Annotated in this window: 13 protein-coding genes; 10 read left to right on the forward strand and 3 right to left on the reverse strand. The window is 60.0% G+C overall.

Features of this window, described 5'->3' with window-relative positions:
* The first annotated feature begins 14 nt into the window (after positions 1-14).
* The gene (locus AC54AG_RS04945; protein ID WP_319990567.1) at positions 15-1,229 is read left to right on the forward strand and encodes a 6-phosphofructokinase; all 1,215 of its coding nucleotides are present in this window, start codon (positions 15-17) and stop codon (positions 1,227-1,229) included.
* Here AC54AG_RS04945 and AC54AG_RS04950 read toward each other — a convergent pair.
* Positions 1,226-2,011 (reverse strand): IclR family transcriptional regulator, encoded by a 786-nt coding sequence (locus AC54AG_RS04950; RefSeq protein WP_496629631.1) that lies wholly within the window; start codon positions 2,009-2,011, stop codon positions 1,226-1,228. The genes AC54AG_RS04945 and AC54AG_RS04950 overlap by 4 nt on opposite strands.
* A 214-nt stretch (positions 2,012-2,225) precedes the next feature.
* Here AC54AG_RS04950 and AC54AG_RS04955 point away from each other — a divergent pair, with 214 nt between their 5' ends.
* From AC54AG_RS04955 to AC54AG_RS04965, 3 genes are all read left to right on the forward strand, one after another.
* Positions 2,226-3,842 carry a GMC family oxidoreductase gene (locus tag AC54AG_RS04955; protein ID WP_496629632.1) on the forward strand — a complete coding sequence of 539 codons (1,617 nt, stop codon included), beginning with the start codon at positions 2,226-2,228 and terminating at the stop codon, positions 3,840-3,842.
* Between the two features lie 127 nt (positions 3,843-3,969).
* Positions 3,970-5,301, forward strand: a complete 1,332-nt coding sequence (locus AC54AG_RS04960; RefSeq protein ID WP_070301050.1) for an MFS transporter — start codon at positions 3,970-3,972, stop codon at positions 5,299-5,301.
* A 503-nt stretch (positions 5,302-5,804) separates the two neighbouring features.
* Positions 5,805-6,443 (forward strand): hypothetical protein, encoded by a 639-nt coding sequence (locus AC54AG_RS04965; protein WP_331777226.1) that lies wholly within the window; start codon positions 5,805-5,807, stop codon positions 6,441-6,443.
* A gap of 63 nt (positions 6,444-6,506) precedes the next feature.
* Here the strand turns inward: AC54AG_RS04965 and purM are convergent, their stop codons facing one another.
* Positions 6,507-7,550: a phosphoribosylformylglycinamidine cyclo-ligase gene (gene purM / locus AC54AG_RS04970; protein WP_077408694.1), complete on the reverse strand. Its 1,044-nt coding sequence runs from the start codon at positions 7,548-7,550 to the stop codon at positions 6,507-6,509.
* A 188-nt stretch (positions 7,551-7,738) separates the two neighbouring features.
* Here purM and AC54AG_RS04975 point away from each other — a divergent pair, with 188 nt between their 5' ends.
* The 6 genes from AC54AG_RS04975 to panB all read left to right on the forward strand — a co-directional run bounded on the left by AC54AG_RS04975 (position 7,739) and on the right by panB (position 13,067).
* Positions 7,739-8,821, forward strand: coding sequence for an AI-2E family transporter (locus tag AC54AG_RS04975; RefSeq protein ID WP_219328042.1), 1,083 nt, complete (start codon positions 7,739-7,741; stop codon positions 8,819-8,821).
* Positions 8,822-8,897: 76 nt separating this feature from the next.
* Positions 8,898-9,566, forward strand: a complete 669-nt coding sequence (gene hda, locus AC54AG_RS04980) for a DnaA regulatory inactivator Hda (protein ID WP_058048421.1) — start codon at positions 8,898-8,900, stop codon at positions 9,564-9,566.
* Positions 9,566-10,237, forward strand: coding sequence for a histidinol-phosphatase (locus AC54AG_RS04985; RefSeq protein WP_496629717.1), 672 nt, complete (start codon positions 9,566-9,568; stop codon positions 10,235-10,237). The genes hda and AC54AG_RS04985 overlap by 1 nt, the downstream gene beginning before the upstream one ends.
* Positions 10,230-11,606, forward strand: coding sequence for a polynucleotide adenylyltransferase PcnB (pcnB, locus tag AC54AG_RS04990; RefSeq protein ID WP_034746042.1), 1,377 nt, complete (start codon positions 10,230-10,232; stop codon positions 11,604-11,606). Before AC54AG_RS04985 ends, pcnB begins: the two co-directional genes overlap by 8 nt.
* Positions 11,606-12,082 (forward strand): 2-amino-4-hydroxy-6-hydroxymethyldihydropteridine diphosphokinase, encoded by a 477-nt coding sequence (gene folK, locus AC54AG_RS04995; protein WP_034746039.1) that lies wholly within the window; start codon positions 11,606-11,608, stop codon positions 12,080-12,082. The genes pcnB and folK overlap by 1 nt, the downstream gene beginning before the upstream one ends.
* 109 nt (positions 12,083-12,191) lie before the next feature.
* Entirely contained in the window at positions 12,192-13,067 is an 876-nt protein-coding gene (gene panB, locus AC54AG_RS05000; RefSeq protein WP_181878004.1) for a 3-methyl-2-oxobutanoate hydroxymethyltransferase, read from the forward strand.
* Positions 13,068-13,232: 165 nt separating this feature from the next.
* On the opposite strand, the gene AC54AG_RS05005 is transcribed toward panB, so the two are convergent.
* Positions 13,233-13,565: a helix-turn-helix transcriptional regulator gene (locus tag AC54AG_RS05005; protein WP_070301047.1), complete on the reverse strand. Its 333-nt coding sequence runs from the start codon at positions 13,563-13,565 to the stop codon at positions 13,233-13,235.
* Position 13,566: the final 1 nt, after the last annotated feature.

Raw genomic sequence — 13,566 nt, forward strand, 5'->3', positions numbered from 1 at the left:
TACGAGGAAATCCCATGCCGTCTGGAAAAATTCTTGTCGCCCAAGGAGGCGGTCCCACCGCCGTCATCAACCAGTCGCTGGTGGGCGTGGTGCTCGAGTCACGGCGCTTTCAGCATGTCACGCGCGTGTATGGCGCGCTGCATGGCGTGCGCGGCATCGTCAATGAAGAGTTCGTCGATCTGACGCAGGAAACCAGCCACAACCTGGAACTGGTGGCCGCCACGCCGTCGTCGGCCCTCGGTTCCACGCGCGACAAGCCCGACATCGCCTACTGCCAGCAAATCTTCGAAGTGCTGCGCGCGCACGAAATCGAACATTTCTTTTATATCGGCGGCAATGACTCGTCCGACACGGTGCGCATCGTCAGCGAGGAAGCGCACAAGGCCGGCTATCCGCTGCGCTGCATCCACATCCCGAAAACCATCGACAACGACCTGGTGGGCAGCGACCATACACCGGGCTTTCCCTCGGCCGCGCGCTTCGTCGCGCAAGCGTTCGCCGGCGCCAACCTCGACAACGCAGCCTTGCCCGGCGTGTACGTGGGCGTGGTGATGGGCCGCCACGCGGGCTTCTTGACGGCCGCCTCGGCGCTGGGCAAGAAGTTCCCCGACGACGGCCCGCACCTGATCTACCTGCCCGAGCGCGTTTTCGTGCTGGAACAGTTTCTTGCCGACGTGAAGGCGACGTATGAAAAATACGGCCGCTGCGTGATCGCTGTCTCGGAAGGCATCCACGATGCCTCGGGCGAGCCGATCGCCAGCCTGCTCGCCCAAGAGGTGGAGCGCGATGCGCACGGCAATGTGCAATTGTCGGGCACGGGTGCGCTGGCCGACCTGCTGTGCGACGAAATCAAGGCCAAGCTCGGTATCAAGCGCGTGCGCGGCGATACCTTCGGCTATCTGCAGCGCTCCTTCATCGGCTGCGTCTCTGATGTAGATCAACGCGAGGCCCGCGAAGTGGGCGAAAAGGCCGTGCAATTCGCCATGTGGGGCGACCGCGACGGTTCCGTCGCCATCAAGCGCACGGGCTTTTATTCCGTCGACTACGAGTTGCTGCCGCTCACCGAGGTCGCGGGCAAGACGCGCACCATGGAAGACGAATTCATCAGCGCCAGCGGCACGGACGTCACCGATGCTTTCAGGCTGTATCTGCGTCCGCTGCTGGGCTCGGGCATGCCCGATGCCTTCCGCCTGCGCGCGGCGAAAGTGGCGAAGGTGCTCAAACCCTAGCTGTTTTCCGCAAGCAACAGCGGCCGTAGTTTCACGGCCGCCTCCTTGAGCTGCGGCACGTGCTGCATCAGTTGCTCCACGGATTTGCGTGCCACGGGCGCGTGGCAGGCCACGGCCGCCACGATGCGTCCGTCGGCCGCGCAGATAGGCACGGCCACGGCCACCATGCCATGCACGAATTCCTCGTCGTCGATGCCGATGCCCAGGCGGGCGATACGCACGATCTCGCGCTCGAGCAACACGGGGTCGGTAATGCTTTTCGGCGTGCGCGCTTCCAAGGTCAGCATGGCCAGCAGCTCGCGCCGCTCCAGCAAACTCATATGCGCAAGGAATAATTTTCCGCTCGCCGTGCAATGCATGGGCGCCCGGCTGCCCAGCACCAGATGCAGGCGCAGCGGTTCCTGCGTTTCCACGCGGTCCACGTAGACGATCGCATTGCCCTCGGGAATGGCGAGGTTGCACGTCTCGCCCGTGGCCGCCACCAGGCTGCCCAGGATGCTGCGGCTCACGCGGATCAGGGCATTGTTGCGCAGGGTCGCCAGCGCCAGGTTGGTCGAGGCGGCACCGGGCACATAGCCGCGTCCCACGGGCGTGCGCAGCACATAGCCATGCTGCTCCAGGGTATCGAGCAAGCGCATCATGCTGGCCTTGGGCACTTGCATGCGCGCGGCCAGCTGCGACAGGGTCAGGGGCTGGCTGGCGCTGGCCAGATGCTCGATCAAACGCAGCACGCGCAATCCCCGCGCCTCGTCGCCATGGCTCGCCGTTGTGCCGGTCTCCACTTGACCACCTTCTTCGGCCTCGCCCGGCCGTTTTTGAAACGCATCATGCATGTTCTGTTTCACCTCTCGCGTATGTGCCTGTTTCCGCTTGTCCCGGTGCCGCACGTCTTTTATAAATGGAACCAGACGTTCCAAAAATAACCAATAAAGACCAGTGTATCGCAAAAAACGCCCGCCGAGGCGGCGCGATACCGCAACGCAGGAGACAAGAGCAATGTTGCAAATACACTACGATTACATCGTTGTCGGCGCCGGTTCCGCCGGCTGCGTGCTGGCCAACCGCCTGTCTCACGACAGCAACAATCAGGTATTGCTGCTGGAAGCGGGCGGCAAGGACAACAATCCCTGGATACACGTGCCGGTCGGCTATTTCAAGACCATGCACGATCCCAAGCTCGACTGGTGCTACCGCACGGAAGCGGACGCCGGCATCGCGGGGCGCCAGTTGCAATGGCCGCGCGGCAAGGTGCTGGGCGGCTCCAGCTCGCTCAACGGCTTGCTGTACGTGCGGGGCCAGAAGGAAGACTACGACCGCTGGGTCGAACTCGGCAATGCAGGCTGGAGCTATGCCGAGGTGCTGCCCTATTTCAAGAAATCGGAAGACCAGGAACGCGGCGCCAGCGATTACCATGGCGTGGGCGGTCCGTTAAAGGTGTCGGACCTGCGGCTGCGCCGCCCCATCGCCGAGCATTTTATTGCGGGCGCCACGGAAAGCGGCATCCCCTTCAATGCCGATTACAACGGCGCCACGCAGGAAGGTGTCGGCTATTTCCAGCAGACAGCCAGCAAGGGCTTGCGCTGGAGCACGGCGAAAGCCTTTTTGCGCCCCGCCCGCAAGCGCGCCAACCTGCGCGTGGAAGTGCGCGCACAAATCACGCGCGTGCTGTTCGAGGGCAAGCGCGCCGTCGGCATCGAATATCAGCAGGATGGCCAGCTGCGCCAGGCGCGCGCCAGCGGCGAAGTGATACTCTGCGCGGGCGCCATCGGCTCGCCGCAAATCCTGCAATGCTCGGGCGTGGGACCGCGCGCCCTGTTGGAAGAGGTGGGCGTGCCGCTCGTGCACGACTTGCCCGGCGTGGGACAGAATTTGCAAGACCATCTGCAAATCCGCCTCGTCTTCAAGACGCGGCTGAAAACCCTGAACGATGAAGTCAACAGCCTGTGGGGCAAGCTGTGGGTAGGCATGCAATATGTGTTTTCCCGCTCGGGGCCCTTGACCCTGGCGGCCAGCCAGGTGACGGTGTTTACCAAGTCGTCGCCCGAAGTGGAGCGACCCGACATCCAGTTCCACATGCAGCCGCTGAGCGCCGACAAGCCGGGCGAAGGCGCGCATCCATTTTCCGCCTTCACGTCGTCCGTGTGCCAGCTGCGCCCACACAGCCGCGGCCACGTATCGATCAAGTCCGCCGATCCGTTTGCGTATCCGGGCATCTACCCGAACTACCTGTCCGACCCGCGCGACCAGCAAACGGCGGTTGCCGCCCTGCGCGTGGCGCGAAAAATCGCCGCCGCCCCGTCGCTGGCGCCGCACATCATTTCCGAGTTCGTGCCCGGCCCACAGTTCCAAAGCGATGAGGAACTGCTGGACGCGGCGCGGCGCTTCAGCCAGTCGATCTACCACCCGAGCGGGACCTGCAAGATGGGGCATGACGCCATGGCCGTCGTCGACGAGCGCCTGCGCGTGCACGGCATGCAGAACCTGCGCGTGGTCGACGCGTCGATCATGCCGGAAATCGTCTCGGGCAATACGAACGCGCCCACCATCATGATCGCCGAAAAAGCGGCCGACATGATACTGGCGGACGCCGTGCGCCTGCCCAAGGCGGCCTGACTCTACCCCATTCCGTTCCCAAAGGAGGATGCCAGCGGCGGGCAGAGTGGCCCGCCCCTCAATGACTTGGCAATCAGCCAGGCATCAGAAAAAACACATAATCGATATCGATAGGAGACTAGATATTATGGATAACAATACGAGCAATCCGAAAAAGGCCAAAGAGCTACGGAAAGTCGTGATGGCCAGCGTGATCGGCGCCACCATCGAATGGTATGACTTCTTTTTATACGGCGTCGTGGCCGGCATCGTGTTCAGCAAGCTGTATTTCCCGGGCGGCGATCCGCTCGTCTCGACCATGCTGGCCTACGGCACCTTTGCCGTAGGTTTTCTGTCGCGCCCCATCGGCGGCGTGATCTTCGGCCACTTCGGCGACAAGATCGGCCGCAAGAGCATGCTGGTGATGACCCTGATGATCATGGGGATCTCCACTTTCCTGATCGGCGTGCTGCCGACCTACGACCACATCGGCTACTGGGCCCCTGGCCTGCTGCTGTTCCTGCGCGTGCTGCAGGGTATCGGCCTCGGTGGCGAATGGGGCGGCGCCGTGCTGATGGCGTATGAATATGCGCCCCCAAAGGAGCGCGGCTTCTATGCCAGCCTGCCGCAGATCGGCCTGGCCATCGGTCTGTGCCTCGCTTCGGGCGTGGTGGCGATCCTGTCGTACACGCTGACGGATACGCAATTCCTGTCCTGGGGCTGGCGCGTCGCCTTCATCCTGTCGGCGGCCCTCGTCTTCATCGGCATGTGGATACGTCTGAACGTGATGGAAACGCCCGAGTTCCAGGCCGTCAAGGAGAAGAACGCGGAGACGCAGATTCCATTCTTCGACTTGCTGAAACGCTATCCGGGCAATGTCTTGAAGGGTATGGGCGCGCGCTATATCGACGGCGTGTTCTTCAATATCTTTGGCGTGTTTTCCATCACCTACCTGACCAACACCATCAAGATCGACCGCACGGAAGCGCTGATGGGCGTGATGGCATCGGCCGTCGTGATGTGCTTCTGCATTCCGTTCTTCGGCAGGCTGTCGGACCGCATCGGCCGCACCAAGGTGTTTTTCTGGGGTTCATTGATCACGGGCGTGTCGTCGATTCCCGCGTTCTGGATCATGCTCAACCATGCCGACAATCCCTTGCTGCTGTGGTGTTCCGTGATCATCCCGCTGGGCGTGCTGTATTCGGCCGTGTACGGCCCGGAAGCGGCCCTGTTCTGCGACCTGTTCGACGCCAAGGTACGCTACACGGGCATCTCCTTCGTGTACCAGTTCTCGGGCATCTTCGCCAGCGGCCTGACGCCCATCATCGCCACCTACCTGCTGAAAACGGGCAATGGCGAGCCATGGCACATCGTCGGCTACATCCTGTTCGCCTCCCTCGTCTCGGCCGTCAGCGTGGCCATGATCGGAAAAGGAGGCTCGCAGCCGGATGGGCGCATGAAGACGGCGCACGCAAGGTAAGTAGTTATCCGAATAGTCTTGGAAAATTTATGACGAATAAAAGCGGATGCGCTGTGAGTGCCAAACGTGACGTAAGCAGCGCACCGCTTAAGAAAGGCAACGAGAACAATAGATTTATTTTTAAACGATCTCCAATTCCAATGGCATAGAACCTCTCTAGGAATAAATTTAAAACCAAATCCCTATATAAATCTACCGACCTAGCAGGCTGTATAGGGTCTGTCTAGCATGATCCGCACTACTAGGACTGTGCGGATCAGCAAAGTAGATTTACCTTTCAGTGCGCCGCTTCAAACCATCCCTCGCACTAAGTTAAGTTCGTAGTAGAGCTTTCTATTTGTTAACCACTATCTATTTTGATTCACCAATGTAGAGAAAAAACACGCGCTCTTGAAGTTAATCTCCATAAATTTCAAAAAAATTTCCCAATGCTAATATTTTCATTGATTTATTTTTCTTAAATTATTAAAATTATTACTTCAAAATCATTTAGGAAGAATGAATTGGATAGCTTTATTCGTTTTTACGAACTTTATAGATGTGCATCTCGCTGGAACGTTGTAAAAGAAATTTATTCAAAGAGCAGCACTTCTTTAAAATTTCTTCTGTGGATAACAAAATTATTATTTGCAATAACTGCAATTATTTTCTTTGTGAAAGATAGTTTTTTCCCATGGCTTTTAATTTCCATAGCCATTTTAATGATATGGGCTTTAGTCGTTACAAAAGCAAGAAAAAGTGCTTACAAGAGATATTATTTACTATACCCGGAGCGCATAAAATATTACGCGAAAGAATATCAATATATTCGGTATCTTAATTTCAAAGAAAGTTTAACATCTGGTCCGTTCATGGGAGATATTGATGATGCGATTAATCACCTTGACGGCCAAATCAACTCCAACTCTGACTCTCCAATCTTTTCTCATCCGATAGTTTCAATTTTAATTACTGTCATCATCACGACAATTGGCAGCATTGCTGGAAAATGGGATGCAATCACTATCGCCTGGGTTATTTTCACACTTGCCATTGTTTTGTATTTTTTATGCATGTTACTTGGCTTTACCAGAACCCCATTGTCAAGTCTAAAAGAATTTAAGCGATTTCTCCTTTGGGCAAAAGAAGATGCAATAATTTAAAAATTTCTCATAATAAAAATGGCGCTCTAGGCGCCATTTTTTACTAAATATCAATATAACAGTTTAGATCACAATCGTCTGATGCTCGTCGCCCACGCGCGCGCGGATCGTGCCGATGCGCGACACAGTTTCGCCGGCCGCTTGCAACTGGGCGATGGCGGCGTCCGCGTTCTCTTGCGAGACGATGACGGTCATGCCGATGCCGCAGTTGAAGACGCGGTGCATTTCGGCGTCAGCCACGCCGCCGTGCTGTTGCAGCCACGTGAACAGCGGTGGCATGGTCCACGATTTCGAATCCAGTTCGGCCACCAGGCCAGGCTGCAGCACGCGCGGGATGTTTTCCACCAGACCGCCACCGGTGATGTGCACCATGCCCTTGACTTCCATGGCATCCATCAGCGCCAGCAGCGGCTTGACGTAGATGCGCGTCGGCTGCATCAGCACGTCGGCCAGCTTGCGGCCGTGGAAGTCGCCTTCCAGGTCAGGTTTCGCCACTTCGATGATCTTGCGCACCAGCGAGTAACCGTTCGAGTGCACACCCGACGAGGCCAGGCCCAGCACCACGTCGCCCGGGGCGATCTTGGTGCCGTCGATAATTTTCGATTTTTCCACGGCGCCGACGGCAAAACCTGCCAGGTCGTATTCGCCGGCCGGGTACATGCTCGGCATTTCCGCCGTTTCGCCGCCGATCAGCGCGCAACCGGCTTGTTCGCAACCCTGGGCGATGCCCTTAATGACGTCGGTGGCGATGGCCACGTCCAGCTTGCCGCAAGCGAAGTAGTCGAGGAAGAACAGCGGCTCGGCGCCTTGCACCAGGATGTCGTTGACGCTCATGGCGACCAGGTCGATGCCGACCGTGTCATGGCGGTTCAGTTCGAACGCCAGGCGCAATTTGGTGCCGACGCCGTCGGTACCCGAGACCAGCACCGGTTCCTTGTACTTCTTGCTGATTTCAAACATGGCGCCAAAACCGCCCAGGCCGCCCATCACGCCTTCGCGCAGGGTGCGCTTGGCAAACGGCTTGATTGCTTCGACTAAAGCGTCGCCTGCGTCGATATCGACGCCAGCGTCACGGTAGGAAAGGGAAACATTAGAAGTCTGGTTCATGGTGTGGTGGCAGCGGAGGCGGTAAAATAGAAGGCGGATACCCGCCGGCACGCGCGCGCAAGCATGTTTTTCAACATCGTGCGGCAGGGCGCCAGCGGGTGAATTCGGTCGATCAAGTCGCTATTTTATCAAACTGCCCCGCTATTTCGTAATTAACTGCCTTTTTTTAACGCAACAGTACAAACTACATGCCATTCGCCATCACCGCCGAACAGAAGCAAACAGCATTTTGGATCGCGGTCTGGCTGGCATTTTTGCTGCTGCTCGTCAGCCTCGGCCCCATCCTGACGCCCTTCCTGGCCGCCGCCATCCTCGCCTACGTGCTCAATCCTGGCGTGGACCGCTTGCAGCGCCTCCATTACAAGCGCTTTTACGTGCCCCGTCCGCTGGCCGTGCTGGTCGTCGTAGTGTTGTTTTTCCTCGCCATTACGGCGCTGGTGCTGATCGTCGTGCCCGTGTTGCAGAAGGAAATTCCCTTGCTGCAGGCGCAAATCCCGCAATTCCTCAGCAAGGCGAACGAGTTCCTGGCGCCGAAACTGCGCGACCTCGGCATCCGCGTGCGCCTGGACGGCACGGGCATCAAGCGCATGCTGAGCCAGCAGATGGCCACCAGCGGCGATGAAATCTGGAGCACGGTGCTCGCCTCGGCCCGCATCGGCGGCACGGCCGTGCTGGGCTGGCTGGCCACCGTCGTGCTGATTCCCGTGGTGCTGTTTTATTTGTTGCTGGACTGGCATCCGATGCTGGCGCGCATCGCCGGCGCCGTGCCGCGCCGCTGGGTCGGCCGCACGGTGGGCATGGCGCAGGAAGTCGACACCCTGCTGGCGCAATACCTGCGCGGCCAGTTGCTCGTCATGCTGGTGCTGGCCACGTATTACTCGGTGGCACTGGCCATCGCCGGTTTTGAAGTGGCATTGCCTGTGGGCATCATCACAGGCTTGCTGGTGTTTATCCCCTACCTGGGCTTCGGGCTGGGCCTGATGCTGGCGCTGATCGCCGCCCTGCTGCAATTTTCCGACTGGAGCGGCCTCATCGCCGTGGCCGTCATCTACGGCTGCGGCCAGGTTATCGAAGGCTTTTTCCTCACGCCGCGCCTGGTGGGCGAGCGCATCGGTTTAAATCCGCTGGCCGTGATCTTTGCCTTGCTGGCTTTCGGACAATTGTTCGGTTTCGTCGGCGTTTTGCTTGCTTTACCCGCTTCTGCCGTCCTGATGGTCGCTTTTAAGCATCTAAGACGCCACTACCTCTCCAGCAGCTTCTATAATACCTAGTAAAAGCGGATATCATATCAACCTAGCAATACCACGATGCACATGCAGTAATGAAAAACAGGACAAGGCGTACGCCATGAAACAACTGGTGCTCGATTTAGGCACAGACCAGGCGCACAGCCTCGATACCTTCGAGGTGGGACAGAATGCCGAAGTGGCGCAGCTGATGCGCCAGTTCGCCGCGCGCACTTCGCGCGAACATTTTGCCTACCTGTGGGGCGAACTGGCCGCCGGCAAGAGCCACCTGCTCAAGGCCCTGGCCAGCACCGAGCGCGCGCGCTACATTTCGCCATTCTCGATCGAGTCCGAATTCGTGTATTCGCCTGACGTCGACCTGTACCTGCTCGACGACTGCGAAAAGCTGTCGCCGCTGGCGCAGATCGACGCTTTTGCCCTGTTCAATGAAATCCGCGCCAACAAGGCGTTCATGGTCTGCAGCGGCGCCGTGCCGCCCGCCGTGCTGCCCGTGCGCGAAGACTTGCGCACGCGCATGGGCTGGGGCCTGATCTACCAGATCCACGGCTTGACCGACGATGAAAAAATCGCCGCCCTGACCCAGGCGGCCACCACCCGCGGCTTGACCTTGTCGCCCGGCGTGTTACCCTATCTGCTGTCCCATTTCCGGCGCGACATGCGTTCGCTGTCGACGATGCTGGACTCTCTCGACCTCTACTCCCTTGAAACCCAACGCCCGATCACCTTGCCATTGTTGCGCGAGTTGCTGCAGGCGGAAGCGAAAGAATGATGAATCTGGCCCTGTTTGACCTCGACCACACCCTGCTGCCCATCGACTCGGATCACGAGTGGGGCGAATTCCTGGTACGCATCGGTGCCGTGGACGCCGCCGAATTCACCCGCCGCAACGACGAATTTTTCGCGCAATACCAGGCCGGCACGCTCGATCCGGTGGAATACCTGGAATTCTCGCTCGGCACGCTAGCGCAATTCCCGCGCGAGCGCCTGGAAGCGCTGCACCGGCAATTCATGGCCGAAGTGGTCATGCCGGCCATCCGTCCGGAAGTCGTGGCCCTGCTGAAACAGCACCAGGACGCGGGCGACCTGCTGGCCATCGTCACGGCCACCAACCATTTCATCACCAAACCCATCGCCGATGCGCTGGGCGTCGAGCACCTGCTGGCCGCCATGCCCGAATATGACGACGCAGGCAACGTCACTGGCAAGCTGGTCGGCACACCGACCCTGGGCGCGGGCAAGCTGACCCACACCCACGCCTGGCTGGAAAAGTTGGGCAAGGAACTGGGGCAGTTCGAGCGCAGCTATTTCTACAGCGATTCGCACAACGACATTCCCCTGCTGTCGGTCGTGACCCACCCGGTCGCGACCAACCCCAATACCGCTTTGAGCGCACACGCATCCCTCCACGGCTGGCCATCACTCCACTTATTCAATGATTAAAAAATTCATCCGCAAGATCCTCGGCGTTAAAAAAGAGGCAGCGCGCGACACCACGGCACCCATCGTGCTCGGTCCTGCGCAACACGGAATCGACCCGAAACTGGTGTCGTCGAATGCCATCCGCGTCACCAGCAGCCTGCAGGAAGCGGGCTTCGAGGCCTTCGTCGTCGGCGGCGCCGTGCGCGACCTGCTGCTGGGCGTGAAACCGAAAGACTTCGACATCGCCACCAACGCCACGCCGGAACAGGTCAAGCGTTTGTTCCGCCGCGCCTTCATCATCGGCAAGCGCTTCCAGATCGTGCACGTGATGTTTGGCCAGGATTTGCTGGAAGTGACGACCTTCCGCGGCGCCGGTGCCGACTCCGCGCCCAAGGATGAACATGGCCGCGTCCTGCGCGACAACACCTTCGGCTTGCAGCACGAAGACGCGCTGCGCCGCGACTTCACCATCAACGCCATGTACTACAACCCGGCCACGCAGGAAGTGCTCGATTACCACGGCGGCGTGGAAGACATCCGCGCCAAGACCTTGCGCATGATCGGCAAACCGGAAGAACGCTATCGCGAAGATCCCGTGCGCATGCTGCGCGTCGTGCGCTTCGCCGCCAAGCTGAAATTCACCATCGAGCCGCATACGGCCGCGCCGATTCCCGTCATGGCGCCGCTGATCAACAACGTGCCTGCGCCGCGCGTGTTCGACGAAATGCTCAAACTCCTGATGAGCGGCCACGCGCTGGCTTGCCTGCAGCAGCTGCGCAAGGAAGGCTTGCATCACGGCCTGCTGCCGCTGCTCGACGTGGTGCTGGAGCAGCCGCTGGGCGCGAAATTCGTCACCCTGGCGCTGGACGCCACGGACCAGCGCATCGCCGCCGGCAAGACCGTCTCGCCAGGCTTTTTGTTCGCCTCGCTGCTGTGGCACCAGGTGCTGGAAAAATGGACGGCCTACCGCGCCGCAGGCGAATCGACGATTCCCGCGCTGCACCTGGCGGCCGACGACGTGCTCGACTCGCAAACGGAAAAACTGGCCTTGCAGCGCAAGATCGGTTCCGACATGCGCGACATCTGGTCGATGCAGCCGCGCTTCGAGCGCCGCGTCGGCAAGGCGCCGTACAAACTGCTTGAGCACCTGCGCTTCCGCGCCGGCTACGACTTCCTGCTGCTGCGCTGCGCCTCGGGCGAGATCGACATGGACATCGGCGAATGGTGGACAGCCTTTTATGAAGGCGACGAGGAAACGCGCGAAGCGCTGCTTGTCAGCGCCAATGCCGCACCGGGGGCCGTCAAGAAGAAGCGCCCGCCACGCCGCAGCACGCGCAGCAAGACCAGCACGGGCGGAGGTTCGACCACCGGCAGCACCAGCGGCGAATAATGACGGTCACCGCCTACATCGGCATCGGAGCCAACCTGGGCGACGCACGCGCCAACGTGCAGGATGCGATCGCGCGCCTGGCGCGCCTGCCCGGCGCATCGCTGGTCGACGCCTCCGCCAGCTACCGCACGGCGCCCATCGATTCGAGCGGTGACGACTACATCAACGCCGTGGCGCGCATCACAACCACCTTGCCGGCTGAAGAACTGCTGCTGGCGCTGCACGCCATCGAGGCGGCGCACGGGCGCGAGCGGCCATACCGCAACGCCCCGCGCACCCTGGACCTGGACTTGCTGCTGTACGGCGATGAACAGATCGCCAGCGCCACCCTGACGGTGCCGCATCCGCGCCTCACCGAGCGCGCCTTCGTGCTGGTGCCGCTGCTGGCCCTAACGCCCGCCATCGTCGTGCCCGGACGCGGGCCGGCGCAAGCCTTCCTGGCAAGCGTCGCCGACCAGCCCATCAGCCAGCTCTGAGCCACGGCGCCGGACATACACTACAATGCCGCCCCTGCAGCACGCCGCATAAAGTACTACACTAGCGGCGTCGCAATCGCATCACCCCCTTTCACTCTAGAGAATACCTATGTCCGCTTATTTGCAAGGAACAGATCTGGCAGCCAAAGACAAGGCCGCCACACCGGCGCCGGCGCCAGCCAAGCCTGTCGCCAACAAGGCCGTGACCATCCACACGCTGGCCACGCTGCGCGCCGCCGGCGAAAAGATCACCATGCTGACCTGCTATGACGCCAGCTTCGCGTCGCTGATGGACCGCTGCGGCGTGGAGATCCTGCTGATCGGCGATTCGCTCGGCATGGTCTGCAATGGCCACAATTCCACCCTGCCCGTCACCGTGGCCGAACTGGCCTACCACACGGCGTCCGTCGCGCGCGGCAGCAAGTCGGCCATGATCATGTCCGACCTGCCGTTCGGCGCGTACGGCACACCTGAAACAGCCTATGCGAACGCCGTCATCCTGATGCAGGCTGGCGCGCACATGATCAAGATCGAAGGCGGCGCCTGGCTGGCCGAAACCGTGCGTTTCCTCACCGAGCGCGGCATCCCCATCTGCGCCCACATCGGTCTGACGCCGCAATCCGTGCACCAGCTGGGCGGCTATAAAGTACAGGGCAAGAGCACGGAAAGCGCGGCCGAACTGAAGAACGATGCGCTGGCGCTGCAAAACGCGGGCGCCGCCATCGTGCTGATGGAAGCGATGCCGACGCAGCTGGGCAAGGAAGTGACGGACATGCTGACGATACCGACGATCGGCATCGGCGCAGGCCCCGACTGCTCGGGCCAGGTGCTCGTCATGCACGACATGCTGGGCGTCTTCCCAGGCCGCAAGGCGCGCTTCGTGCGCAACTTCATGGAAGGCGCCGCCAGCATCGACGACGCCGTCACCGGCTATGTGAAAGCCGTCAAGGATGGCAGCTTCCCGGCGCTGGAACACTGCTTCTGATCCAAGTACCCCCCATAAATTATTGTGATTTCTGACTTCCATAACCGGCACTCTGCGGCGTTGCCCACCGCTCGCAGTGCTCGCACTGCGTCGCGGCGGACGCCTTGCATAGCATCCGGCTATGTTCGTCATAATTTCACAATAATTTCCTGAGGATTACTTAGCCTATTGAGGCGATATCGCCCCGGTACTTGCCGGGGCGATTTTTTTTTCGCGCAGCGTTTCTGTCCGTACAAACGCCACCTCCAGTCCAAAAAACTGTCCGATGCGATTCAGCGTCTGGATGGTCGGATTGCCCTTGCCGCTCTCGATTTCCTTGATGACCTTCGTGCTCACGCCCCGGTGCGTCGCAAACTCTGCCTGCGTCATGCGCGAGATAGCGCGCATTTCCTTGACGGCGTGCTGTAGCGTGATGGCGCCTGCTTCAATGGCTTCGTAAAGCACCGCCCTGCGCTGCCGCAACTCCTCCTTGTCAACGGTCTTTTTCGTACGCGCCATG

This window comes from Janthinobacterium sp. BCJ23, from assembly GCF_059617945.1.